This window comes from Nocardioides sp. JCM 18999, from assembly GCF_055391175.1.
On record NZ_AP043887.1, the window covers coordinates 1,523,885 to 1,547,235 of the forward strand.

Sequence of the window (23,351 nt, forward strand, 5' to 3'; positions counted from 1 at the left end):
AACGCCTCCTATTACCCTCGCCACATGCAGCAGCGCAGGCTCGGAAACAGTGGATTGAACGTTTCCCGGCTGGGGCTCGGTACGGCGACGTGGGGCGGACCCACGGACGAGCACGAGGCGCGCGACCAGTTCCTCGCCTTCACCGAGGCCGGCGGCACCCTCGTCGACACCGCGGCCGGGTACAACGACGGCCGTGCCGAGGAGCTCCTCGGATCGTTCATCGGCGACGTCGTCCAGCGCGACGAGATCGTGCTCGCCTCCAAGGCAGGGATCGCTCGCAGGAACGGGCGCCGTGTCGTCGACAGCTCTCGCCGGTCCCTGCTCGCCTCGCTCGACGCATCGCTGAAGCGGCTGGGCACCGACCACGTGGACCTGTGGCAGGTGCACATGTGGTCCGACGACACTCCGTTGGAGGAGACGCTCGGTGCGCTCGACCACGCGGTGGCCACCGGTCGCGCGACGTACGTGGGGATCTCGAACTTCACCGGCTGGCAGACGGCCCAGGCCGCGACCTGGCAGCGCGCCACCGGTGCTACGCCGCTGATCTCCACCCAGGTCCAGTACTCCCTGCTCGCCCGCGAGGCTGAGTACGACATCCTTCCGGCCGCCACCGCCAACGGCATGGGGCTGCTCGCCTGGTCGCCCCTGGCCGGCGGCGTCCTGACCGGGAAGTACCGGACGGGGACGCCGTCGGACTCGCGCGGCGCGGACCGCGAGCTCGGGCCCCGGATCGACTCCTACCTGGACGATCGGGGCCGCGGCATCGTCGAAGCGGTCTCCCGAGCCGCCGACGGTCTCGGGTGGAGCTCGTTGCAGGTCGCGCTGACCTGGCTGCGTGATCGTCCCGGCGTGTGCGCACCGATCCTCGGTGCCCGCACGGCCGCCCAGCTCGTTCCGGCCCTCAGCGTCGAGGGTCTGGCACTCCCCCCGGAGCTCGCAGCAGCTCTCGACGACGTATCAGGAGAGTGATCCGATGGCCGCAGTCGACAGGCGCCCGCCCCAGCCCGGGGTCGAGTGGGAATTCGATGCGGTCAGCTTCGGCAGAGAGATCAGTCGCCACGTCGTGACGCGGCTGCTGGTCGAGCGGGCCGAGCTCGGTGGCTGGGTCCTCGACCGCTCCCGCGTCGCTCCCGACGGGCGCCGCAGCGTGATCCTGCGGCGCAAGATCATCCGCGCCGTCCGCACGGCCTGACTCAGCAGCGGTCCAGGAAGTCGTCGAGCACCCGCGCGCCGAACTCCAGGCCGTCGACCGGCACGCGCTCGTCCACGCCGTGGAAGAGGCCGGTGAAGTCGAGGTCGGCCGGCAACCGGAGCGGGGCGAACCCGTACGTGCGGATGCCGAGGGTGCCGAAGTGCTTCGCATCGGTGCCGGCCGAGAGCAGGTAGGGCGCCACGGCAGCGTCGGGGTCGTGGGCCAGCAGCGCCGAGGCCATCGCGTCCTGCAGCGGGACGCCGGCGTACGGCGACTCCCAGGGCCGTTGCCGCGAGACGTACTCGAGCTCGACGTCGTCGCCCACCAAGGTCTGCAGCGTGGTGAAGAAGTCGTCCTCCAGACCGGGGAGGAAGCGTCCGTCGACGTGGGCGACGGCCTCGCTGGGGATGACGTTGACCTTGTAGCCGGCGTTCAGCATCGTCGGGTTGGTGACGTGGCGCAGGGTGGCGCCGATCATCCGTGCCGCCGGTCCGAACTCCTCCACGAGTGACTCGGCGTTCTCCGGGGTCGCCTCGACCCCAGCGATCTCTCCCACGGCGGCCAGCAGGGTCCGGACGGCCGGGGTCAGCTGGATCGGCCACTCGTGCGCCCCGATCCTCGCCACGGCAGCAGCCAGCCGGGCGACCGCGTTGTCGGGATGGATCATCGACCCGTGGCCGGCCGTGCCGCGGGCCGTGAGTCGCATCCAGGCCATCCCCTTCTCGGCGGCTTCGATCAGGTAGAGCCGCCGACCGCGGATCGTGGTGCTGAATCCACCGACCTCCCCGATCGCTTCGGTGACGCCGTCGAAGTACTCACGGTGCGCGCGCACCAGTGGCTCGGCTCCCTGGTGTCCCCCAGCCTCCTCGTCGGCGGTGAAGGCCAGCACGACCGGGCGTGCCGGGAGCCGTCCGGCACGCTGCCGGGCGCGGACCACGCTGAGCACCATCGCGTCGAAGTCCTTCATGTCCACGGCGCCACGGCCCCAGACGTAGCCGTCCTGCAGCTCCCCGCTGAACGGGTCGACCCGCCAGTCCGCCGCCTCAGCCGGAACCACGTCCAGGTGCCCGTGGATCAGCAGGGCGTCATCCCGGGATCCGTCGCCGCCCCATCGCGCCACCACGTTCGTCCGCCCGGGCGCCGACTCGTAGAGCTCGCAGTCGATCCCGACCTCGGCCAGCTGGGCCGCCACGAGCTCGGCCGCCGGACGCTCCCCCGGACCGGAGCCGTCGCCGTAGTTGCTGGTGTCGATCCGGATCAGGTCGCGGCACAGATCAACGACTTCGAGGGCCGGATCCGGCACGGTGGAGGACTCCATGGCCCCACGGTAGCGGCCCCGATTCGTGTCCCAGGTGTCGCACTGCTAACGTTCTACTCGCACTCGCGCGGGTGGCGGAATAGGCAGACGCGCTAGCTTGAGGTGCTAGTCCACGTATAGTGGGTGGGGGTTCAAGTCCCCCCTCGCGCACGCGAATGCAGGCCCCGGATCTCGGTCCGGGGCCTTTCGCATTTCCGGCGCCCAGCCCCGCCTAAGATTCCGTTGTGCTCGAACGGCGGTGTCCATGAAGACTCTGATGAGTGAGTTCCTGGACGAGCTGCGGCAGGTGGGCCTGCTCTGCAACGTGAACCGGAAGTACAAGACGATCGACGTGGTCAAGGTTGATGCTCGACCGTTGCTCGATGCATGGCCCATCACCATGGACGAAGGCGCGCTCGGTGCCACGATCGACCATGTGAGGGATGCGTTCCCAGAACTCAGTCGCCGGGGTGCCCTTGAGCACGTTGCGTGGAACATTCGAAGCGATGTGGGGACATATCGCCCTGAAGAAGGCCCGTTCCGGATCAGTACGAGCGGCAACGCCGCGCCTTCACATCCGAGGCGGCGAGATGACTGGGAGGACTTGGACCCGGAGCCCTAGGGCCATTTCGTGGTGGCTGCGACGCCGCGACCGGGACTCATCTGCCCAGTCCCCACGTTGCCCTACCGTGGGGGTCATGATGCGATCTCGGTTCTTCGCAGTCTCGGTCCTCGGCCTCGTCCTGGTCCTCCTGCAACCGACGGGAGCCGAAGCGGCCGGACTCCCGTCCAAGCAGACCTGGCGGCGCGACGTCGCGGCAGTGATGCGGCCGGCCATCCCCTACCTGGAGGCGCGGGTCCGGCGCGGCGGAGCGCCGCTGGCGATCGTCCTGGACATCGACAACACGTCGTTGGCCACCGAGTACGCGTGGCCGCGCCCCGTGCGGCCCACGCGGGCGTTCGCCCGTCGCGCCAGTGAGCTCGGCGTCAAGGTCTTCTTCGTCACCGGCCGGCGCTCCCGTGACGCCCAGCGGCAACGGCCGACCCTGCGGGCAGCGGGCTACCGCGTCGACGGGATCTGCGGGCGTCGGGCCGGCGAGGGTCTGGTGCACAGCAAGACCCGGTGCCGGCAGGCGATCGTCGACCGCGGGTACGCGATCATCGCGTCGGTCGGGAACCTGCCCAGTGACTTCAGGGGCGGCCTCTACGAACGGAAGTTCGACCTCCCGGACTACGGGCGTCGGCTGAGCTGACCCGGCGCCGTCAGGGTGCCGCGGTGACGGTCACCGTCTTGGTCGCCCGTGCCGTGGCGGTCGTCGTCGCCGTCACCGTCGCGGTGGCCGTAGCAGGACACGCAGCGGCCGCTGACTGAGCGTGCGGGATCAAGGTCGCCGTGACCGTGGTGGTGGCCGTCGCCGTCACCGTCGCCTTCGCCGTCGCGGTGACGGTCGTGGACGGCGAGGGGCAGATCGTCTGGGTCGCGGTCGCCGTGGCGGTCACGGTCTCGGACACCGTCTTCGTCGCCGTGGTGGGGCAGGGAACCCGCCGACTGGGCAGCACGATCGTGTCGGTCACGGTCGCGGTGGCGGTCGCCGTCCTGGTGACGGTGGCCGTCGCGGTCGGGGCCGGGCAGGGCGGGATGGGGCGCGCGCTCAGCGAGACGAGCTTGGTTCGTCCGGCGGCGACCGCCGGCATCGCGATGTTCTGCGCCAGGAACGTCGCGGTCTCGGGGAGCTGCAGGACGTACGAGCCCGGGAACAGGCCCTTGAAGCCCGACAGGTCACCGTTCCGGATGGGTGCGGTCCACCACTGGCCCGTCGCTCGGCTCACCACGGTGGCGTAGAAGGTCCCCGTGGTCGGCATTCCGTTGACCAGCAGAATGCCGGCGTACGCCGACGACTTGGTGCGCAGGCGCAGGGTGACGTTGCGGCCCTTGGCAGCCTTGAGCGTGCCGAGCCAGATGCTCTTGCCCGCGTACGCCTTCTTCCGGTCCCAGCCGAAGACCGAGTACTTCTGTCCGCCGGGAAGACCGCCGAGCGCGAACCGGCCCTTGTTGTCGGCGGTCGTCGTGTAGGAGGCGCCGTACTGGCTCGCGACCCGGACCGTGGCACGGCCCGCCCGCTTCTTCGTCTTCCCGACCGTGACGACGCCCGTCACGAACGCGCCGCGCCCCATCACGATGTCGCGCTGGGCGCTCTGGCCCGCGCCGACCGAGACGGTGGCGTCGGTCCGTGCGAGCCGCTTGATGTCCCACGGCTGCCGGTTGTCCGACGCCTGGAGGTGATACGTGCCCGCAGGGAGGCGGGAGAAGCGGAACACGCCGCCCGAGGTGGACCGGGTGCGGGTGAGGTAGGTCCAGTTGCTGGAGAACAGCTCGACCGTCACGGAGACGGGAGCACTGCTGGGCCCGACGGCCACACCGAAGAGAGTGGAGTTCGAGGCGGCGGCGCCTGCCGGCGAGACACCCGACTGCGGCAGCGCCACCGGAAGCAGGGCGGCGAGCAGGGTCAGAACGCACGCCGCAGTCACACGGCGAACCGTGCGGACAAGACGACGATCGGACTCAGAACTCATGGTGCCCCCATCACGTGCGGCGATGCTCTCCCTTGGCAGTGCCATACCTTACGGGCCGCGCCGCCCGAACCGGGACTTTCGGACCAGGTCGCTGGGGGTCGGGCCCCTAGGATGGCCCGATGGAACGGACTCGGCAGCTCGTCATGATCGGGCTGACCGTGGTCCCCCTCCTCCTGATCGCGGCCGCGTGCGGTTCGAGCGAAGCGCCCGATCGAGCGAGCTCGGACTCGCCCTCCGGCACGCCGGCATCCCCCACCTCGGCGGCTCCGCCGCATGGCAACCCGTTGGGTTCGCGGCAGCTCTACGTGTGGCCCGATTCCAAGGCTGCGCAGGCCGCCCCGACCCTGACCGGGTCCGATGCCGACCTGGTGTCTCGGATCGCGGGCACGCCGACTGCGATCTGGCTCACACCCGAAGGGCAGCCGGCTGCGACCGTGGGTGACTTCGTCGGCAGCGTGATCAGCACCGCGGGCGGGGCGCTGCCCGTGTTCGTGATCTACGGACTCCCGAACCGCGACTGCACCGGCGGGCACTCCTCGGGAGGCCTGGCGACCAGCGACTACCTGGCCTGGGTCCGGGCGATCGCTGACGGGATGAGCGGCTCCCCGATCGTGGTGGTCGAGCCCGACGCTCTCGCCTCGGCCCCCGACTGCGGACTCGTGACCGAACGGGAGGAGCTGCTCTCCGTCGTCGTCGACGCGCTCGCCCCGGTCGCCTCGGTCTACGTCGATGCCGGGCACGCCAACTGGGTGCCGGCCGACAAGATGGCCGCAATGCTCGCAGCCGTCGGTGTGGAACGGGCGCGGGGCTTCTCGGTCAACGTCTCGGCCTACGGCCCCGATGCCGGCGAGCAGCAGTACGGCGAGCAGGTCGCTGCGCTCCTCGGGGGCGCGCACTTCGTGATCGACTCCAGTCGCAACGGTGCTGGCGGGACCACCGAGTGGTGCAACCCGCCAGGGCAGGCACTCGGTCTTCCGCCAGCCGGCACCACCGACGGGACGCCGCTCGACGGGCATCTGTGGATCAAACCGCCGGGCGAGAGTGACGGGACCTGCAACGGCGGTCCACCTGCTGGAACGTTCTGGCCGGAGCGGGCGGTCGAGTTGGCGCGCAACGCAGGGTGGCACTGACCACAAACGCCGAATCGGGTGCCGAATATGCGCGGGGCACAGGACTTCTGGCCTAGGCTTCAACCCATGGAGCCGGGACACAAGCTGGCAGTGATCGTCGAGGACGATCCGGACGTTCGGAACCTGCTGCGCACGGTCCTGACGCAAAGCGGATTCGAGACGATCCTCACTTCCAACGGGGAGGACGGGGTCGCTGCCGTGCGCATGCACAACCCGGTGCTGACGACGTTGGACGTCTCGATGCCGGGCATGGACGGCGTGGCTGCGGCTGCCGCCATCCGTCAGTTCAGCGACACCTACATCATCATGATCACCGCGCAGGACGAGGAGATCGACGTCATCTCCGGCCTGAACGCCGGCGCCGACGAGTACCTCGCCAAGCCCTTCCGGCCGCGGGAGCTGCGGGCCCGGATCGCCAGCCTGCTCCGTCGACCCCGCGGCCCGATCGCCGCCGAGGACGAAGGCGGTCACGACGACGGTCTCTGGCGCCGTCCGGCCGAGGGTGCGACCCCCGCACCCGGTGTCGCCCAGGCGCCGGCACCGCAGGCGGTCCAGTACCAGCCGCCGGCCGCGCCCGAGCCCGTCCAGGCCCCGCAGCCCGTTCAGTACGCCGAGGCGCCGGCGGCTCAGTTCCAGCCCGTGCAGTACGCCGAGCCCGTCCAGCAGCCCGTCCAGCAGCCCGTTCCCCAGGCGGTGACCCACCCGCCCGTCGGTCAGGCCCACAGCACGGGCCACGCCTTCAGCGCCAACGCGCCCTCCGTCTCCCCCGCTGCGGGCCAGTCGCTCGCCTCGGGCGAGGGGCTGTTCAGCCACAACGGCCTGACCCTCGACTCGGCGAGCCGCCAGGTCACCGCGGAGGGCAACCGGATCGATCTGGCACCCGAGGAGTTCGACCTGTTGCGCTCCTTGATGGCGACCGGGCGTCGGGTCCGTTCCAAGGCCGACCTGGTGCTCGCTGCTCGCGGTGAGTCCTACGTGACGTCGTACTTCGTCACCGAGCACGACAAGCGCGTCATCGACCAGCAGGTCGCCTCCGTGCGACGCAAGCTGCACGACGAGGTCGAGCCCGGCCGCTGGATCGAGACCGTCGCCGGCGTCGGCTACCGGATGGCTCCCTGACGGAGCGCCGCACGAACGAAGGGAGGGGCTGAGCCGACTGGCTCAGCCCCTCCGTCGTTCTGATCGTCAGTTCGCGTCGATCGCGATCGGGAGCACTCGCGTCGGAGTGTCGCTCTTGTAGATGAAGATCGGCATCCGCTGCTCGACGACCCGCTTCGCGAACGAACCGCTCCCGGCCTTCGACTCGACCCAGACGGTGAACGAGAAGTCGAGCGTCACCTGGGTGGTGTCGTCGGGGAGGTCACCGATCGCCTGGTTGCGGACCTCGAGGGACCCCTTGGGCGAGAGGATCATCTGGCCGTACTTCTTGGACTGCAGCGGCGTCGGGTCCAGCGTGATGTCGAGCGGGTCGGCATCCAGCGTGTACGGCGACAGGCCGCTGCCCGAGTTCGAGGTCGAGGTCACCTCGACGCGCTCGAGGTAGGCCTTCCGCTTGGTGCTGAACGGATCGCGCAGTGCCCGGTTCAGGTCGTAGGCCTGGAACGTGAAGGTGAAGTACTTGTTTCCCTGCGGGTACCACTCGTGGGTGCGCGGGGTGGCCTTGGTCGGGTACACCGTGAGCACGAAGTCCATCCCCGTCGGGGAGGTGTGGGACTGGAAGGTCCCGTCCCGGGTGAAGGCGGAGTAGACCTCTTCGATCTTGGAGTGCGTCTTGTACGGGTCGGCCGCGGTCGTGACCTCGTCTCCGGCGCCGGTCCCGGCGCTCCCGGTGTCGGGACGCGAGTCGCCGAACGAGCAGGCGGAGAGGGGCAGTACCAGGCTCAGCGCGGCGGCGGCCATGGTACGTCGTGCAGTCATCATGCCTTCAATCCCTTGTGTGGACGTAGGAGCTGGATCAACATCGAGAAGGTCTGGAGCAGCGTGATCGCGCCGAGCACGCGCCAGCCGACGAACAGCACGTCGGACTTCGCCTGAACGCTCAGCAGCTGGTCGAAGCCCGCCACGAGCAGCACGTAGGCCGCGGTGGCGATCACGAACGGCATCAGGTACGTGTTCCGGCCCCGGCCGGACTCCGCGCGGGCCTGGAGCTCCCAGTTGTCCTGGGCCCGGGCGAAGAAGAACTTCGACCAGGCGCGGACGAAGTGCCCCAACCTGACCCAGGTGTAGAACTCGGCGGGGAAGAAGAGCGCCGCGAAGAGGTAGTCGCTGGTGTGGGTCTTGCCCATGTTGTAGGCGATCCGCATGTTCAGCAGCCAGCCGGCGACCGGCGGCAGGAGCCACCACCAGCTGAAGACGAAGGCGTGGAAGATCAACGAGGTGGTCAGCAGGATCGCGAAGCCGATCCGGGTGAAGCCGTTGAGCAGCATCGAGAAGTTGTCGAACCATCGGATCCGGAGGTTCGGGTGCAGTGGTTGGCCGCGGTAGCCGCCGCGGACGCCCGGCCACATCAGGTCGATACAGCCGTAGTTCCACTTCACCTGCTGGGCGTCGAGGGACTTGAGCTTCAGCATGCCGCCGACGTTCGCGCGGGCGTCCTTGCTGATCATCGTCTTGTAGCCGGCGCTCTGCACCTGCAGGGACAGCAGCGAGTCCTCGACCTCGCTCACCGTCAGCCACGGCTGGATCTGGTGGCCCTCCTCCACGACGGCGTGCAGCGCCTCCATCGAGAAGATCGAGAGCTGGCCGCCGAGCACCGCCATCTGGCGGTCGTTGAGCAGGTTCCGCATGTTGAACGCCGAGAACTGGGCTCGCTGGCCACAGATCAGGAACTTGGCCATCAGGCCGTCGATGGCGGTGTCGTCGATGCTGTAGATCGCCGAGATGCCGCCGATCGTGCGATCGGACTCCATCTCGGCGAGGAGGTACTCGACCGCCCGGGGGTCCGCGGAGGTGTCGCCGTCGATGCCGAGCAGGTAGTCCATCCCGTCAACGAGCCGGAAGCCGTAGTTGAGCGCCCCGACCTTCTTGTCGTCCATGGTGCCCAGATCGTGCACGTGGATCTCGGTGATGATCCGCTCGCCGTTCACGACCATCTCGTGCGCGCCGGCGTACCAGGCGGCGATCTGCGCGGTGTCGTCGGTCGTGTTGTTCACGATCACGTGGATCGCATCGGGACGTCGGGTCTGCGACAACATCGAGTCGAGCACGCCCGCGATCGACATCGCTTCGTTGTAGGCCGGCACGATGCACCCGACCGTGGAGCGCCGGTTCGGCATCGCGTCGTAGCTCGTGCCGGCCCCGTCGGTCCGGGTCGAAAGACTGGTCATCGGGTCATGAGACATAGCTCAGCCTCTCTTCTGCGGTCTGCCGAAGCAGATGGAAGTCGTAGGTGGCCTCGTCGGTCGAGGCCCAGGCGAAGACCGGAGTCAGGCGGACCGGCAGCGTTGCCGGAGGCGGCACCCGCATCATGCCGTTCTGGATCGCGGTGGCGACGAGCTCGGGATCGCGTGAGGTGACGATCGCGAACCGACCGGCACCCAGGTGACCGAGGATCGCCGACGACGGCGCCTGCCGGCGCAACAGCTCCGCCACCCAGCGAAGCGCGGCGTCGCCTGCGAGGTGGCCGTAGGCGAGGTTGAGCTCGTCCAGACCGGGCAGCGCCGCCACGATCACGTGGGTGGGCTGGCTGGCGAGGCGGCACCGGTCCAACCGATCGGTGGCTTCGGCCGCGAACCCGCTGGACTCGTGCAGGCCGAGCTCGGCCCGGTCCTGCGCCTCGCCGAGCGCCCACCAGTTCCCGTACCGCTCGACGCGCAGTGCCATCATCGTCATGGCGGTGACGATCGAACCTGCCGCGATCGTGGCCGCGAAACCGGCCCAGGCGTCGTCGTGGTTGATCCGTCCGAAGCCGCCGAGGACCGCGAGCACGACGACGGCGACGGCCTGGGCCCACAGCACGACCTCGAGGATGATCGAGTTGAGGTTGGTCGCCATCGAGGCGTTCCGCAGCTCGACGCCGCCGAACGCCGAGCCGAGCGCGACCAGGACGGCAGCCGGCAACAGCTGCCAGGCCGGCACGGTCGCCCCGGTGAGGACCGACGCTCCGGCGGCCAGGAGGATCCCCCCGATACTGAACCCGAGCAGCGGCACGCGGCCCGCGAGTCCCTGCAGACCGTTCCAGACCAGCGCCGCCGAGGCCGAGGCGCCGAGGGTGCCGACCACGAGCGCGGCGACGGCGGGCTTGGCGAGATCGGTCGTCGCGGAGGTCAACCCGACCTTGCCGATCGCCGGGACGACCATCAGGCCGACGAACTGGGCGAGCAGGGCTGCCGCGACCAGCCGGTTGGGCTGGTCGTCGTGGCGGTGCAGCGTCGTGATGCCGAAGACGCACGCGACCACGGCGACGGCGCCGGCGGCGGTCGCGATCAGGGTGAACGGCTCGAGGGTCATGCTGCCTCCACGTGGGACGGCAGGGTGACCGTCATCGTCGTACCGACATCGGGAGCGCTGACGACCTTGATCGTGCCGAAGTGCAGGTCGACGAGCTCGCGCGAGATGTTGAGGCCCAGGCCGGATCCGCGGACGGCGCTCTGCCGGACCGAAGGAGCCCGGTAGAACCGTTCGAACAGACGCCGAGTCTCCTCGTGGGTCATCCCGCGGCCCGTGTCGCGCACCGCGAGCTCGACCAGGGGGCCCTGGACGGTGTCCTCACGGGTGGTGCCGATCACGTCGACGTCCCCGCCGTCGCGGTTGTACTTGATCGCGTTCGAGAGCAGGTTGTCGATGACCTGTCGCAGGCGCAGTGCGTCGCCGAGCACCGGGAGTCGACCGGGAAGGTCGACGTGCACCGAGATGAGGCGGTCGTTGGCCATCGGCATCACGGCCGCGACCGAGTCCATCACGACCGGTCCGAGGTCCATCGGCACCTTGGTCACGGTGAGGGTTCCGGCCGCCTCGCGCTCGCGGTGCGCCAGCAGGTCGTTGACCAGCAGCAGCATCCGGTCGGCGTTCTTGGCGACCACCTCCAGGTGCTCGGTCGCCTCCTCGGGGAGCTCGGGCGACTCCAGCGCCAGGTCGACGTACCCGATGATCGAGCTCAACGGCGTGCGGAGCTCGTGCGAGACGGAGGCGAAGAGGTCGTCGCGGGCCTGGACCGCCTCGAACTCGGCGGTGATGTCCTGGGCGACCAGCACGACGCGGGTCAGCCGACCGGTCCGGTCCCGCAGGACGCGGGTCGACACCGCGAGCGCCGCCCGCGCCTCGCCGGGGTGTCCGAGCCAGTAGCGCTCGTCGTGGATGTCGTCGTGAGCGATCGCCCGGAGGATCGGGCTCTCCTCGGGGCGGACCGGGGTGAAGCCGTCCTCGTGGTAGAACGGCAACGCGGTCAGCTCGTCCGACGGAGCGAGATTGAGGGACCGGACCAGCTGGTTGCTCGCCCGGTTGGCGATGGTGAGTCGACCGTTCGGGTCGAAGGCGAGGACAGCGAACTGGACCGCATCGAGCACCTGGCGGAGGGTCTCCTCCCCCGCGCTCGTCCGGTCGTAGGCGCCCTCGAGCATCACGGTCTGGCGCTGCAGCAGGACGTGCTGCGCGTCGGAACGACGTCGCGTCCACCAGGTCATGGCCGAGACCACGGCCAGGGCGCACGTGGTCACGACGCCGACCAGGAACGCGTCGCGCGACATGGGGTGCCCGGAGATCAGGTCGATCCGCGGGATCCAGACCGCCGTCATCACGATCAGCGAGCCGATCCAGACGATCCGGGAGGAGTAGGTCGACGCGAGCCAGATCAGCGGGAATGCCAACAGCGTCCCCAGGCCGGCGGTCGGGAGCTCGCGGATCATCAGCATCAGCCCGAGCACGTCCAGGCCGGGGACCAGGAGGAGACGGTTGGCCGAGGTCCGCTCGTCGGCGAACGCGAATCCGATCACCGCCGCGAGGGCCACCAGCGTCGCGCCCAGGACGATCCCGATCCGCTCCTGCACGGTGAGGTCGCCGAGGACGAGCAGCATCGCGGTCACCAGCCCGACGGCGCTGGTGAACTGGAGCTGGAGCGGGGCGATCGGGAAGACCGACGCCCTGACTCTCGGATCGTCCGACGTCAGCATGGCTCGAAGGCAGGGGGCTCCGGCGAGTCGACGCCGGACTGGCCCAGCGTGTCGGTGAATGCGTCGAGCCAGCTGCCGTCCTTGTAGGCCCGCAGCAGGGTCTTCTGGATGTAGTCACACATCCCGGCCATGCCCTTCTGGTACCCGACGGCGTACCGCTCCTCCGTGAACGGATCGGTGACCACCGAGAGCGCGCCCGCGGAGGTGTGCGCGTAGCCGATCGCCATCGCGCCGTCCGTGGCGACGGCCGACACGGCGCCCTGCTGCAGCAGCGAGACGCAGTCGGCGACCGAGGCCTTGAGGACGGGCGCCACCTTGAACTCGTTCTGCACCACGGAGGCGGTGGTCGAGCCGGTGTTCGTGCAGACCTTGTTGTTCAGCGTCGCCGGGAGGCCCCGCAGTCGCGGGTTCCCGTTCGGGCCGGGGTTGAGGTTGCTGAACATGGCCTGGTCCGACGAGCGGACGAGCAGCTGGCCGCCGGTGATGTAGTAGGGCCCTGCCATCCCGACCTGCTCCTCGCGGGCATCGGTCATCGTGTAGCTGGCCACGACCAGGTCGACGGCGTTGGTCTGGAGGATCTGCTCGCGGTTCGACGCCAGGGTCTGGACCCACTGGATGTCGCTGGCCTCGATGCCGAGCCCACCGGCCAGGATCTTGCCGACCTCGATGTCGAACCCGGACGGCGTCGACTCGCCGGCGGCGAGGAAGCCCAGTCCGGGCGAGTCGTACTTTACGCCGATCCGGATGTGACCGGTCTGAGCGAGCTGCTGGGCGTAGCCGGACAGGCCGTCGAGCTCCTTGACCTGGCCGCGTCCGTCGGAGGCCGACGGTGAGGATGACGACGATGCAGCGCCGTTGTCACCGATCCCCATGCAGCCGCTCAGGGCGAAGATCAGTGGAACAACCGCCAACGGATACATGCGTCGCACTCGAACGCCCCCTCCCCTGGGAACGCCCTCTGCGTACCCAATACAAGCGAGGGCCCGATCACCCCGCGCTCAGAGTAGTCGGGGACGTGGTCGATTGTCAGACTGTCTGATCTGTTGTCGCGTCGTGTTGCTCACGCTGGGTGGGAATGTCGATTCCCATCATCTGGACCAGGTCGGCCAGCGTGTCGAACGGCGTCAGCGTGGAGGGGTCCGTCGCAGGCTCGGCACGCTCGGCTTCGGGCAGTCGATCTCGACGTCGCGTCGAACGTCGGCCGAGGTGCTCCTCGGCCATGTCGGTCAGCACCGTCACCTCGGCGCCCATCCGGATGATCTGCTCGTACGCGGGGTGTCCCTTCACGGCACCGCCGCGCTCGTCGTGCAGCACGAGGAAGTCGAGCAGGCGCTCGGCCTGGGGCAGCAGGTCCGCGACCCGGCTCAACGCGGTCGGCGCCACGCCGAGCTCGAGGAGCACGGGCGCGCCGTCCCTGACCGTCTCGTAGGCGTCGGCGACGTCGTTGCGGATCAGACGTCCCTCGGGGCGGCGGTGGTCGAAGTGGGCCTGGGAGCGGACCAGAGCACCGAAGCCCGAACCGAGGAAACAGAGGGTGAGGAGGACGACGACCGCGTCGGAGACCCGGCCGTGCGTCGGGTCCTCGGCGATCTTGGTCGCGAGCAGCACGACGAGGACGGCGCTGACGGCGGTCACGGTGAAGGTGATGATGGGCACCCAGACCGCTGCTTGCTGGTCGAGCTCGCGGATGTCGGTGTTCTCCTGGGGCGACATCGTCACCCGCCTCAGGGAGTGGGGATAGCGGGCGACCCGGACCCGCTCGTCTACGCGGCGGTCGAACTCGAGCCTGACGGCCTGGTCCGGGTCACCCTCAGGCTCGGCCTCCGTCAGGCTGCCGCCGAGCGCCTCGCTCTCGGGCGCTGCCTCGGGAAATGGCTCCTCGCGACGCGCGGTCGGCACCACCCAGCTGTGGGCTCGAAGCACTTCCCGGACCGGTGCACCCGGTTCAGGAACGGCGTCGGGGGCCTCGGTCACGCTCTGCCATCGGCCGGACCTGGTCGGATCTGAGCGGTCGCGTCAGAGGAGCTGGCCGTCCAGCTGCTGAGCGCGGGTCAGTGCGAGCTCGCGCTCGGCGTGGGTCGCGGCGGGGTCGTGGGCGAGGCGCAGCAGCGCTGCGCGGGCCCGGTCACGGCGGGCGGCTCCGACCGAGATCGCCGAGGTGACCCGCCGGTCGGTCCGACGGAGCGTGGTGGCGGCCGACTGGTGCGCCATCGTCCAGGCCAGCCGCTGAGCGGCGCCGATCCGAGCGTGCTCGAGCAGCGTCGCCGTGGGGGTGGCCCCGTTGCTCGAGAGCGTCTCGCCGTTCATGTCCCTCCAACGCGCCGATGCACCACTGCGCTACGGGGACTTTAGTCCCTCGTGCGGGGCGACCGATAGCGTGAGGCCATGACCATGCGCCTCGGTTTCGTCACCGGATCCACGCCGGACAAGTGGGCACGAGCCTGGCGCGAGCGGTTCCGTGAAGGTCTCGAGCTGATCCCGCTCGACGAGGCCGATCAGGCTGAGTCGCTCCGCTCCGGAGCGGTCGACATGCTGATCGCCCGACTTCCCGTCGACGTCGACGACCTGCATGCGATCCGGCTGTACGAGGAGCTCCCGGTCGTGGTCGCGGGACGCGAGCACTTCATCGCCTCCACCGACGCCACGGACACCATCGAGCTCGGTGACCTGGCCGACGAGCAGCTGGTCGCCCCGCACCGCTCGGGGTGGACGCCCCAGGCGGACCAGCTCTCCTGGCCGCCGATGTCGACCAAGGATGCGATCGAGACGGTGGCGGCCGGCACCGGCGTCGTGCTGGTGCCGATGTCGGTCGCCCGTCTGCTGCAGCGCAAGGACGTCGTCCACCGCGTGGTGGCCGGGCTCGACCCGACCGCCGTCGCCCTGGTCTGGCCGCGTGCGAACGACGACGACCGGACTCAGGCGATGGTCGGCATCGTGCGCGGGCGGACGGCCAACTCCTCCCGAGGCTGACTCACTTCAGGTCGGCGCTGGACAGGCCGAGCACCCGCCGAGCCACGATCAGCTGCTGGATCTGCTGGGTGCCTTCGAAGATGTCGAGGATCTTGGAGTCCCGAGCCCACTTCTCCAGCAGCTCGTTCTCCTCGTAGCCGACCGAGCCGCACAGCTCCACGCAGGACAGCGTGATGTCGGAACCGACCCGCCCTGCCTTGGCCTTCGCCATGGACGCCTCGAGGGAGTTCGGCTGCCGGTTGTCCGCCATCCAGGCCGCCTGCAGGGTCAACAGGTAGGCGGCCTCCCAGTCGGCCTCCATCTGGAGGAACTTCGCCGCCGCCGCGCTCTGCACGGTGGCAGGGCGGTCGTAGTCGATGCTGACGCCCGCCTTCTCGAGCAGCTCCCGGGTGAGGTCGAGCGAGGCGCGCGCACAGCCGACCGCCATCGCGGCCACCAGGGGGCGGGTGTTGTCGAAGGTCGCCATCGCGCCCGCGAAGCCCTCGGCGGTGTTGATCTCCGGGGAACCGAGCAGGTTCTCCGCCGGCACCCGGCAGTCGGTGAAGGTGATCACCGCGGTGTCGGAGGCGCGGATGCCCAGCTTGTGCTCGAGGCGCTCGACCTTGAGGCCAGGCGTTCCCTTCGGCACGACGAAGGACTTCATCGCGGCGCGGCCCAGGCTCTTGTCGAGGGTCGCCCACACCACGACGGAGTCCGAGCGCTCACCGGCGGTGACGAAGATCTTCTCGCCGTTGAGCACGTAGTGGTCGCCGTCCTGGGTGGCGGTGGTCGAGACCTGCGCCGAGTCGGAGCCGAACGACGGCTCGGTGATCGCCATCGAGGCCCAGGTGCCGTCGAAGCGCGCGAGCTGCTCGTCGTTCGCCACCGAGGCGATCGCCGAGTTCCCGAGCCCCTGGCGCGGCATCGAGAGCAGCAGGCCGGTGTCGCCCCAGCACATCTCGGTGATGGTCAGCACCGAGGCCATGTTCGAGCCGTTCTTGACACCCTGGTCCGGAGCCTCGTCGCCGCGCCGGACGCCCGCGGCACCCGCACCCTCGCCGGCGCCGGACTCGGCCAGGCCGTCGGCCATCGCGGCGAGCATGTCGAGCTCGGCCGGGTAGGCGTGCTCGGCGCGGTCGTACTTCCGCGAGATCGGGCGCAGCATGTTCATCGCGACCTGGTGCACCTGGTCGCGCAGCGGACGAAGTCGCTTGGGGTCCTCCAAGTTGATGGCCATCAGACCAGCACCGTTCCTTCCATGACGCCGATGGCCCGCAGGTCGCGGTACCAGCGCTCGACGGGGTGTTCCTTCACGAATCCGTGGCCGCCGAGGAGCTGGACTCCGTCGAGGCCGATGCGCATGCCCTTGTCGCTGCAGAGCCGACGGGCCAGGGCGACCTCGCGGCTCGCGTCGATGCCTTGGTCGATCCGAGCGGCGGCCTTCCAGGTCAGGAGCCGCATGCCCTGCAGCTCGATCGCCATGTCGGCCACGGAGAACGCCACCGCCTGCCGGTGAGCGATCGGCTCGCCGAACGCTTCGCGGGTCTTCACGTAGGGAGTGACGTAGTCGAGCACGGCTTGGCCCGTGCCGACGGCCAGGGCGCACCAGGCCAACCGGGACAGCCGCACGCACTCGGTGTAGGTCGACCCGTCGACGGCGCCGAGCACGTTCGACTCCGGCACCCGTGCCCCCTCGAGCGTGAGCGTCGCGAACCCCGCGGCGCGCACGCCCATCGCCGGGTCGCCCTCGACCCGCAGGCCCGGGGTGTCCGACTCGACGAGGACCAGGACCGGCGCCCCGTCGAGGACCGCGCCCACCACGAAGAGCTCGGCCTCGGCGCCCCGGACGACGAGGGACTTCACGCCATCGAGGACGAGGCTGTCGGCGTCGCGGGTCGCCGTCGTCGCGGGTGCGAGGACGTCGAAGAGCACGCTCGGCTCGGTCAGTGCCAGGGCGGCCGCCGGAACGTCGGACCCGGTGAAGGCCGGCAGGTAGGTCTGCTGCTGCTCGTCGTTGCCCCACAGGCTCAGCGCGGTGGAGACCGCGCCCGGTGCGAGGGTCGCCACAGCCAGTCCCATGTCGCCGTGGGCCAACGCCTCGGCGACGAGCACGCCCGAGGTCGCGGAGCGCTCCTCGTACACACCCCCCAGGGCTTCGGGCACGCCGAGCAGGGGCAGGCCGATCTCAAGGGACGCCTCGAGCACCTCCGCCGGGGCGGCGCACTCCTCGTTCGCCACGGACGCTGCCGGGCGGAGCACCTCGGCAGCGAACTCCGTGACCACGTCGACGAGCATCTGCTCGTCCTCGTTCGGAGTGAGGTCGAAGACACCGCGACGCGTCGCCGTGGACGGACGCGCGCCGGGTCGCCCGCGAGACCCGGCCTTCGCGAACGTCCGGCCGGCACTGGTGGCCGCCTTGAAGCCGCTCCGGGTCGCTGTGTAGACGGTCTGCTCGACCTGCTTGCGCACGCCGAGCCGGTCCAGGACCGGGCTCTGGGCCAAGCGGTTGAGCGCCGCCACGGCGTAGCCGATGGGGTCGCGTGTCTCGGTCGAGGCCAGTCCGTGCTGACCGCCGCCCTTGAGGGTGGTGAGGAACGACATGGAAGAAATGTAACTCAGAGTTACACCAGCCGCTACAGATTCGGGCTACCCGTGATGAACGTCCTATCCTCGTCGCCATGAACGCACCGGATCACGAGCCGTACGGACCCCTGCCGACGGGTGGGACCGTGCGCCCGATCACCCGCTGGGGCACGCCGGTGATGCACCGGCGTCTCGAGCGGGTCGAGGTCTTCGACGACGAGCTCGCCAGCCTGGTGGCCGACATGGTCGCCACCATGTACGCCGCCGACGGCGTGGGCCTCGCGGCGAACCAGATCGGCGTCGATCGAGCGGTCTTCGTCTTCGACTGCCCAGACGCCGACGGCGAACGCTGGGCCGGCGTGGTCTGCAACCCCGTGGTCACCGTCCCCGAGGGAGGACGACGCAGCATCGACACCGACGACGAGGGATGTCTCTCGTTCCCCGGCGCCTTCGTCGACCGCTCGCGACCGGACCACGCCCGGGTCGACGGAGTCGGTCTGGACGGCACCCCGATCACGTTCGAGGGTGACGGACTGCTGGCCCGCTGCCTCCAGCACGAGACGGACCACCTCGAGGGTCGTGTCTTCGCCGACGCCCTGGCCGACCGCGCCCGGAAGAAGCTGCGCAAGGCCCAGGAGAAGGTCGACGACGAGTTCCCCGCCGACTGGCCGGTCAGCCCCCGCGTCGAGCGGTGACGTAGCAGGCGACGGCCGTGGCGGCAGCGACGTTGAGGCTGTCGATCCCGGCACTCATCGGGATGATCGCGCGCCGGTCCGCCGAACGTTCCCAGCGCGGCGAGAGGCCGTGGCCCTCGGAACCCATCACGAGCGCCACCTTGTCCAGCCCCGCCACGCTGTCCTCGATCGGACGCGCATCGTCGGCCAGGGTGAGGGCGATCGTGGTGAAGCCCGCTTCGTGCAGCAGCCCGAGGCCGTCGTACCACTCCGTCATCCGGGTCCAGGGCAGCGAGAAGACGGCGCCCATGCCGACCTTGATCGAGCGGCGGTAGAGCGGGTCGGCGCAGCGCGGTGAGAGCAGCACCGCGTCGAAGCCGAGGGCGGCGGCACACCTGAAGATGGCGCCGATGTTGGTGTGGTCGGCGACGTCCTCCAGCACGACGATCGATCGTGCGCCGGCCAGGACCTCCTCGAGCGACTGCAGCGGCTGACGCTCGAGCGAGGCGAGCGCGCCCCGGTGGACATGGAAGCCCGTGACCTCCTCGGCCTGGCGCTCCGACATCACGTAGCAGGGGGCGTCGGTCCGACCGAGCACGTCCGCGAGTCCGTCGAGCCACTTCGGGGCCATCAGGAAGGACCGGGGTCGGTGCCCGGCCTCGATCGCGCGCCGGACGACCTTCTCCCCCTCGGCCAGGAACAGCCCGTGCTCGACCTCGAGGTGGGAACGCAGCTGGACGTCGCGCAGGTCCCGGTAGTCGGCCAGGCGAGGGTCGCCGGGATCGCTCACCTCGATGAAGGTCGCCATCAGGTCCTCGGACGGGCGACCTCGACGACGTCGCCGACGACGAGGATCGCCGGCGGGCGCACCTCCTCGGCGGCCATCACCGTGGCGAGGGTCTCGAGCGTGGCCAGGACCGTGCGCTGGGTCGGCATCGATCCGTCGCAGATCACCGCGACCGGGGTCGTGGCCGGGCGCCCGCCGCTCACCAGGGCTGCGGCGATCGCGACCGCGTTCTCCACGGCCATCATCAGGACGACGGTGCCGCGCATCCGGGCGACCGCGTCCCAGTCCGTCAGCGACTCCGGGTGTCCCGGCGGCAGGTGCCCGGAGATCACGGTGAACTCGTGCGTGACACCGCGGTGGGTGACGGGGATGCCGGCCAGGCCCGGCACCGAGACGGGCGAGGTCAGACCGGGGATGACCCGCACCGGAACCCCCGCCTCCTGACAGGCCAGGATCTCCTCGTAGCCACGGCCGAAGACGAAGTTGTCGCCGCCCTTGAACCGGACGACGACCTTGCCCTCCAGGGCACGGGCGACGATCACCTCGTTGATCGCCTCCTGGCTCGCTGCCCGACCACGGGGCAGCTTCGCCACGTCGACCAGCTCGACGTCGGCGGGCAGCTCGGAGAGGAGCTCGCGCGGCGCGAGCCGATCCGCGACCACGACGTCGGCCTCCATCAGCGCCTTGCGGCCGGCGACCGTGATCAGGTCCGGGTCGCCGGGACCGCCTCCGACCAGCGTCACCCCGGGGACGCGGTCGCGGTGGTGCCGGGCCACGAGGGTGCCGCTGTGCAGACCCTCGACGATCTCGTCGCGCACGGCGGCCGAACGCCGGGGATCCCGGTTGGCGAGGACGGCGACGGTCAGTCCCACTTCGCGGCCGACGGCCGGAGTCCAGGCCGAGGCCCGGGTCGCGTCGTCGGAGCGGACGCAGAAGATCCGACGCTCCTCCGCGGCCGAGCTGACCGCCTCGTTGACCTCGGGGACCTGGGTGGCCGCCACGACGTACCAGGCGTCGTCGAGGTCAGCAGGTGAGAACCGACCCTCCCGCCAGGTCGCCTCGCCGGCGCTGACGATGCCCTCCAGGGCCGGCGTGAGGTGGGGCGAGACGATCTCGACGCGGGCTCCGGCTGCCAGCAGCGCGGGAACGCGACGTTGGGCGACCTGCCCACCCCCGACCACGACGACACGTCGACCGGCGAGGATCAGGCCCGAGGGATAAGGAGGAAATTCCATGATGGCCCCATCATTCCCGATCCCGTTAGTGTCGATGACATGAGTCTCGCGCGGCCGGTCCACCCCGATCCCTACGACCTCCTCCCGGCGGTTCCGTCGTTCTCCGTGACGAGCTCGGCCGTCACCCCGGGCGGACCCCTCGGGCTCGCCCAGGTCCACGACGCGGGGAACACCTCGCCGGACCTGACCTGGGAACCGGGACCTGACGGGACCCGCTCCTACACGGTCACCTGCTTCGACCCGGACGCACCGGTGGTCAGCGGGTTCTGGCACTGGGTGGTGTGCGACATCCCGGCCGACGTCCTCAGCCTCCCGGCCGGAGCGGGCGAGAGCGACGCGACTCTGCCCGGCGGTGCCTTCCACGTCCGCAACGACTTCGGCACCCGCGACTTCGGTGGTGCGGCTCCCCCTGCCGGGGACCAGGTCCACCGCTACTACTTCGTCGTGCACGCCGTCGGGGAGCCGGCGCTGGGGGTCGACGCCGAGGTCACCCCGGCCGTGGTCGGTTTCAACCTCGCCTTCAAGACAACGGCGCGCGCGATCCTGGTCGGCACATACCGCCACTGACGGGCGCTGTCGGCAGTAGCCTGAGCGCCATGTCTCAGGGTCGGCGCACGACGGTCGTCGCGGCGACCATGGTCGCCGCCGCCGCTGTCGTGGTCCTGGGGCTCCTCGCCTGGCGGCAGAACTCCCCGCAGATCTCCCCCTCGGTGGCGCTCACGCTCGCGGGAGCCTTCGGCTTCGCCCTGGTGGGCGGCGCCTTCGTCCGTGACGAGACGACGCGCTCCGCGATGCCGTTGATGGCGGGCATCACCCTGGCGATCCTCGGGATCGACAATCCCGACCACGTCGCCAGCGTGGTCCCGTTCTGGGCGGCCGGCGTCGTCGTCGCCTACCGACTGCTGGCCGGACCGTTCTCGGCGAGCCTCCCCCGGGCGTGCCAGGTGATCGTGAGCGGCGGCGTCCTCGCGCTCGTGACGCCGTACGTCGACCTGGACCGCTCGCCGTACGACCGCGTCCTGGTCGGACTGACCGCCTTCGTCTTCACCCAGGCGTGCCTGGAGTGGCTCGCCCGGACCGGCGAACGCCGGATCTTCGGGCCCCGGACCTGGTTCCTCGCCAGCGTCGGGATCATCTACGCGGCCGGTCTCGTCCTCGTCCAGCAGCAGCTGCTCGGCGCCGACGACCATCCGTGGCGCGCCATCGCTGTCGGCGCGCTCGTCGGCCTCGGGGGTCTGGCCGTGGTCCAGTACGCCCGGATCACCGTCCTGCAGCGGATGACCCGCGCCCTGACGGAGGCCGCGACGACCACCCCCTGGCCGGCCGACCAGATCGACGGCACCCTGATCCGGCTGGTCGACAGCCATGTCCGGGCCGCGAGCATCACCGTCGGCACCGAGTGGGGTGGGCCGGCGACCTTGACCGAGCAGATCCAGCCAGGCTCGGTCCTGGTCGTGCGGCGCGAGCCGGGAGACTTCGGCTTCTCCCGGTACGACGCTCGCCTGGTCGCCGGGCTCGCGGCGATGGCCCGCGCCTCGCACGCCCAGTCGGCCCGGGAGAACAAGCTGTGGACCGCAGCGGTCACCGATGAGCTCACCGGGTTGTGGGAGTACGACCACTGGCGCTCCCACCTCCGTGAGCAGTCCAAGAACCGTGCCGGCGGGGAGAAGATCGGCGTGGTCTTCCTCGACCTCGACCACTTCAAGCAGGTCAACAGCGACTACGGGCACCTCCGGGCAGACGTGCTCCTGACCACGGTCGGCCATCGTCTGCTCGCCGAGACCAGGTGGCGGTTCGGTCGCTTCGGCGGCGACGAGTTCGTCGGCATCGCCCGCAACATCCGCGACGAGGCCCATCTCGACGAGCTCTGCCGTCGGCTGGCGGGGGTGATCCGTGAGCCCGTCGACACCGGCGACCAGGTGATCGCCGTGACCGCGTCGATCGGACGCGTGGTCTCGGTCAACCGCGGCGAGAGCGCCGACGTGATCCTCGCGCGCGCCGAGCAGGACCTGCGCGCGCTCAAGGCTGCGCGCACCGCACCGGCCGAGCCGGTCGTCGAGGTCCCCGAGGAGGACATCCTCACGCGGCTGCTCGACCAGGGCGTCGAGGTGGCCTACCAGCCGATCGTCGACATGAACACGCGTGCGGTGATCGGGTGGGAGGCGCTGCTGCGCGGCAACCTGCCGCTCGTCGGCGACCTCAGTCCCGAGCGGCTGGTCGGGACGGCCGTGCGCGTCGGGGTGATGGACCTGGTCACGCGCCAGGTCGCCACCCAGGCCATCGCCGTCTCGCTCCAGGCCGCCGCGAAGCTGGGCCGCCCGGTCGTGCTCAACATCAACCTGGAGCTGGAGCAGTTCCACGCCGACAGCTCGCTGCTGAAGTGGCTGATCGAGGAGTCGCGGCGCGAGGAGCTGACGCTCGTCCTCGAGCTCACCGAGCGCGGCGCGTTCGGTGAGTGGGGCGACGTCGAGGACGATCTCGCCCGCCACCTCGGGGAGGAGGGCATCGGGATCGCCCTCGACGACCTGGGCGCCGGTTCGACGCGGCTCCCGCTCCTGCTGCGTACCGAGTGGCACGCGGTCAAGCTCGACCGCTCCTTCCTCCTCGGTGGATCACGCGGGGAGGTGCTGCTCGCTCGGACCGTGTCGATGTTGCACGAGCTCGGGATGCGCGTCGTCATGGAGGGGGTCGAGACCACCGAGCAGCTGGCCCTGATCCACCGCCTCCGCGTGGACGCCGTCCAGGGTCACCTGTTCGCTCCTGCGATGTCCGGCCCGCAGCTCCTGGACTTCATCACCCACCAGGAGCCCCGGACGCCCTGAG

Annotated in this window: 23 protein-coding genes and 1 tRNA gene; 11 read left to right on the forward strand and 13 right to left on the reverse strand. The window is 70.2% G+C overall.

From position 1 onward, the window contains the following. Positions 1 to 24: 24 nt before the first annotated feature. Both ACZ5J1_RS07385 and ACZ5J1_RS07390 read left to right on the forward strand, forming a co-directional pair. Positions 25 to 969, forward strand: coding sequence for an aldo/keto reductase (locus tag ACZ5J1_RS07385; protein WP_464563937.1), 945 nt, complete (start codon positions 25 to 27; stop codon positions 967 to 969). A 4-nt stretch (positions 970 to 973) separates the two neighbouring features. Then, the gene (locus ACZ5J1_RS07390) at positions 974 to 1,192 is read left to right on the forward strand and encodes a DUF5703 family protein (RefSeq protein ID WP_464563939.1); all 219 of its coding nucleotides are present in this window, start codon (positions 974 to 976) and stop codon (positions 1,190 to 1,192) included. 1 nt (position 1,193) lies between these two features. Here ACZ5J1_RS07390 and ACZ5J1_RS07395 read toward each other — a convergent pair whose 3' ends face one another. After that, positions 1,194 to 2,510, reverse strand: a complete 1,317-nt coding sequence (locus ACZ5J1_RS07395) for a M20/M25/M40 family metallo-hydrolase (RefSeq protein ID WP_464563941.1) — start codon at positions 2,508 to 2,510, stop codon at positions 1,194 to 1,196. Between the two features lie 65 nt (positions 2,511 to 2,575). On the opposite strand from ACZ5J1_RS07395, the gene ACZ5J1_RS07400 reads away from it, so the two are divergent. From ACZ5J1_RS07400 to ACZ5J1_RS07410, 3 genes are all read left to right on the forward strand, one after another. Further along, positions 2,576 to 2,660 (forward strand) — tRNA-Leu (locus tag ACZ5J1_RS07400). A gap of 106 nt (positions 2,661 to 2,766) precedes the next feature. Further along, positions 2,767 to 3,111, forward strand: a complete 345-nt coding sequence (locus ACZ5J1_RS07405; RefSeq protein WP_464563943.1) for a hypothetical protein — start codon at positions 2,767 to 2,769, stop codon at positions 3,109 to 3,111. Positions 3,112 to 3,187: 76 nt separating this feature from the next. Then, positions 3,188 to 3,742 (forward strand): HAD family acid phosphatase, encoded by a 555-nt coding sequence (locus ACZ5J1_RS07410; protein WP_464563945.1) that lies wholly within the window; start codon positions 3,188 to 3,190, stop codon positions 3,740 to 3,742. Positions 3,743 to 3,752: 10 nt separating this feature from the next. Here the strand turns inward: ACZ5J1_RS07410 and ACZ5J1_RS07415 are convergent, their stop codons facing one another. After that, complete coding sequence (locus ACZ5J1_RS07415; protein WP_464563946.1) at positions 3,753 to 5,018, reverse strand: hypothetical protein; 1,266 nt, start codon at positions 5,016 to 5,018, stop codon at positions 3,753 to 3,755. A 164-nt stretch (positions 5,019 to 5,182) separates the two neighbouring features. Between ACZ5J1_RS07415 and ACZ5J1_RS07420 the strand changes: the two genes are divergently transcribed. Both ACZ5J1_RS07420 and ACZ5J1_RS07425 read left to right on the forward strand, forming a co-directional pair. Next, a complete protein-coding gene (locus ACZ5J1_RS07420; RefSeq protein WP_464563947.1) occupies positions 5,183 to 6,193 on the forward strand; it encodes a glycoside hydrolase family 6 protein in 1,011 nt (336 codons plus the stop codon). A 66-nt stretch (positions 6,194 to 6,259) separates the two neighbouring features. Beyond that, positions 6,260 to 7,312 (forward strand): response regulator transcription factor, encoded by a 1,053-nt coding sequence (locus tag ACZ5J1_RS07425; protein WP_464563949.1) that lies wholly within the window; start codon positions 6,260 to 6,262, stop codon positions 7,310 to 7,312. A gap of 66 nt (positions 7,313 to 7,378) precedes the next feature. Here the strand turns inward: ACZ5J1_RS07425 and ACZ5J1_RS07430 are convergent, their stop codons facing one another. From ACZ5J1_RS07430 to ACZ5J1_RS07460, 7 genes are all read right to left on the reverse strand, one after another. Beyond that, positions 7,379 to 8,110, reverse strand: coding sequence for a hypothetical protein (locus ACZ5J1_RS07430; RefSeq protein WP_464563951.1), 732 nt, complete (start codon positions 8,108 to 8,110; stop codon positions 7,379 to 7,381). Next, positions 8,110 to 9,519 carry a glycosyltransferase family 2 protein gene (locus ACZ5J1_RS07435; protein ID WP_464563953.1) on the reverse strand — a complete coding sequence of 470 codons (1,410 nt, stop codon included), beginning with the start codon at positions 9,517 to 9,519 and terminating at the stop codon, positions 8,110 to 8,112. Before ACZ5J1_RS07435 ends, ACZ5J1_RS07430 begins: the two co-directional genes overlap by 1 nt. Before the next feature lie 4 nt (positions 9,520 to 9,523). Continuing rightward, positions 9,524 to 10,642 carry a GGDEF domain-containing protein gene (locus tag ACZ5J1_RS07440; protein ID WP_464563955.1) on the reverse strand — a complete coding sequence of 373 codons (1,119 nt, stop codon included), beginning with the start codon at positions 10,640 to 10,642 and terminating at the stop codon, positions 9,524 to 9,526. Then, positions 10,639 to 12,300, reverse strand: a complete 1,662-nt coding sequence (locus ACZ5J1_RS07445) for a sensor histidine kinase (RefSeq protein WP_464563957.1) — start codon at positions 12,298 to 12,300, stop codon at positions 10,639 to 10,641. Before ACZ5J1_RS07445 ends, ACZ5J1_RS07440 begins: the two co-directional genes overlap by 4 nt. Continuing rightward, a complete protein-coding gene (locus tag ACZ5J1_RS07450) occupies positions 12,294 to 13,220 on the reverse strand; it encodes a transporter substrate-binding domain-containing protein (protein ID WP_464563959.1) in 927 nt (308 codons plus the stop codon). The genes ACZ5J1_RS07445 and ACZ5J1_RS07450 overlap by 7 nt, the downstream gene beginning before the upstream one ends. A gap of 106 nt (positions 13,221 to 13,326) precedes the next feature. Then, positions 13,327 to 14,223, reverse strand: coding sequence for a hypothetical protein (locus ACZ5J1_RS07455; RefSeq protein WP_464563960.1), 897 nt, complete (start codon positions 14,221 to 14,223; stop codon positions 13,327 to 13,329). Between the two features lie 93 nt (positions 14,224 to 14,316). Continuing rightward, positions 14,317 to 14,607: a hypothetical protein gene (locus ACZ5J1_RS07460; protein ID WP_464563962.1), complete on the reverse strand. Its 291-nt coding sequence runs from the start codon at positions 14,605 to 14,607 to the stop codon at positions 14,317 to 14,319. 78 nt (positions 14,608 to 14,685) lie between these two features. On the opposite strand from ACZ5J1_RS07460, the gene ACZ5J1_RS07465 reads away from it, so the two are divergent. Further along, positions 14,686 to 15,270, forward strand: a complete 585-nt coding sequence (locus ACZ5J1_RS07465) for a LysR substrate-binding domain-containing protein (RefSeq protein ID WP_464563963.1) — start codon at positions 14,686 to 14,688, stop codon at positions 15,268 to 15,270. Position 15,271: 1 nt separating this feature from the next. Here the strand turns inward: ACZ5J1_RS07465 and ACZ5J1_RS07470 are convergent, their stop codons facing one another. Together ACZ5J1_RS07470 and ACZ5J1_RS07475 are read right to left on the reverse strand one after the other, a co-directional pair. Beyond that, complete coding sequence (locus ACZ5J1_RS07470) at positions 15,272 to 16,486, reverse strand: acyl-CoA dehydrogenase family protein (RefSeq protein ID WP_464563964.1); 1,215 nt, start codon at positions 16,484 to 16,486, stop codon at positions 15,272 to 15,274. Beyond that, positions 16,486 to 17,850, reverse strand: coding sequence for an acyl-CoA dehydrogenase family protein (locus ACZ5J1_RS07475; protein WP_464563966.1), 1,365 nt, complete (start codon positions 17,848 to 17,850; stop codon positions 16,486 to 16,488). Before ACZ5J1_RS07475 ends, ACZ5J1_RS07470 begins: the two co-directional genes overlap by 1 nt. 77 nt (positions 17,851 to 17,927) lie before the next feature. Between ACZ5J1_RS07475 and def the strand changes: the two genes are divergently transcribed. Next, positions 17,928 to 18,527, forward strand: coding sequence for a peptide deformylase (def, locus tag ACZ5J1_RS07480; protein ID WP_464563968.1), 600 nt, complete (start codon positions 17,928 to 17,930; stop codon positions 18,525 to 18,527). On the opposite strand, the gene ACZ5J1_RS07485 is transcribed toward def, so the two are convergent. Then, positions 18,505 to 19,314, reverse strand: a complete 810-nt coding sequence (locus ACZ5J1_RS07485; protein ID WP_464563970.1) for a TrmH family RNA methyltransferase — start codon at positions 19,312 to 19,314, stop codon at positions 18,505 to 18,507. The genes def and ACZ5J1_RS07485 overlap by 23 nt on opposite strands. Beyond that, positions 19,314 to 20,528 carry a uroporphyrinogen-III C-methyltransferase gene (gene cobA / locus ACZ5J1_RS07490; RefSeq protein WP_464563971.1) on the reverse strand — a complete coding sequence of 405 codons (1,215 nt, stop codon included), beginning with the start codon at positions 20,526 to 20,528 and terminating at the stop codon, positions 19,314 to 19,316. Before cobA ends, ACZ5J1_RS07485 begins: the two co-directional genes overlap by 1 nt. 39 nt (positions 20,529 to 20,567) lie before the next feature. Here cobA and ACZ5J1_RS07495 point away from each other — a divergent pair, with 39 nt between their 5' ends. Beyond that, entirely contained in the window at positions 20,568 to 21,095 is a 528-nt protein-coding gene (locus ACZ5J1_RS07495) for a YbhB/YbcL family Raf kinase inhibitor-like protein (RefSeq protein ID WP_464563973.1), read from the forward strand. 29 nt (positions 21,096 to 21,124) lie between these two features. Then, positions 21,125 to 23,350: an EAL domain-containing protein gene (locus ACZ5J1_RS07500; RefSeq protein WP_464563975.1), complete on the forward strand. Its 2,226-nt coding sequence runs from the start codon at positions 21,125 to 21,127 to the stop codon at positions 23,348 to 23,350. The last annotated feature ends 1 nt before the right edge of the window (position 23,351 follow it).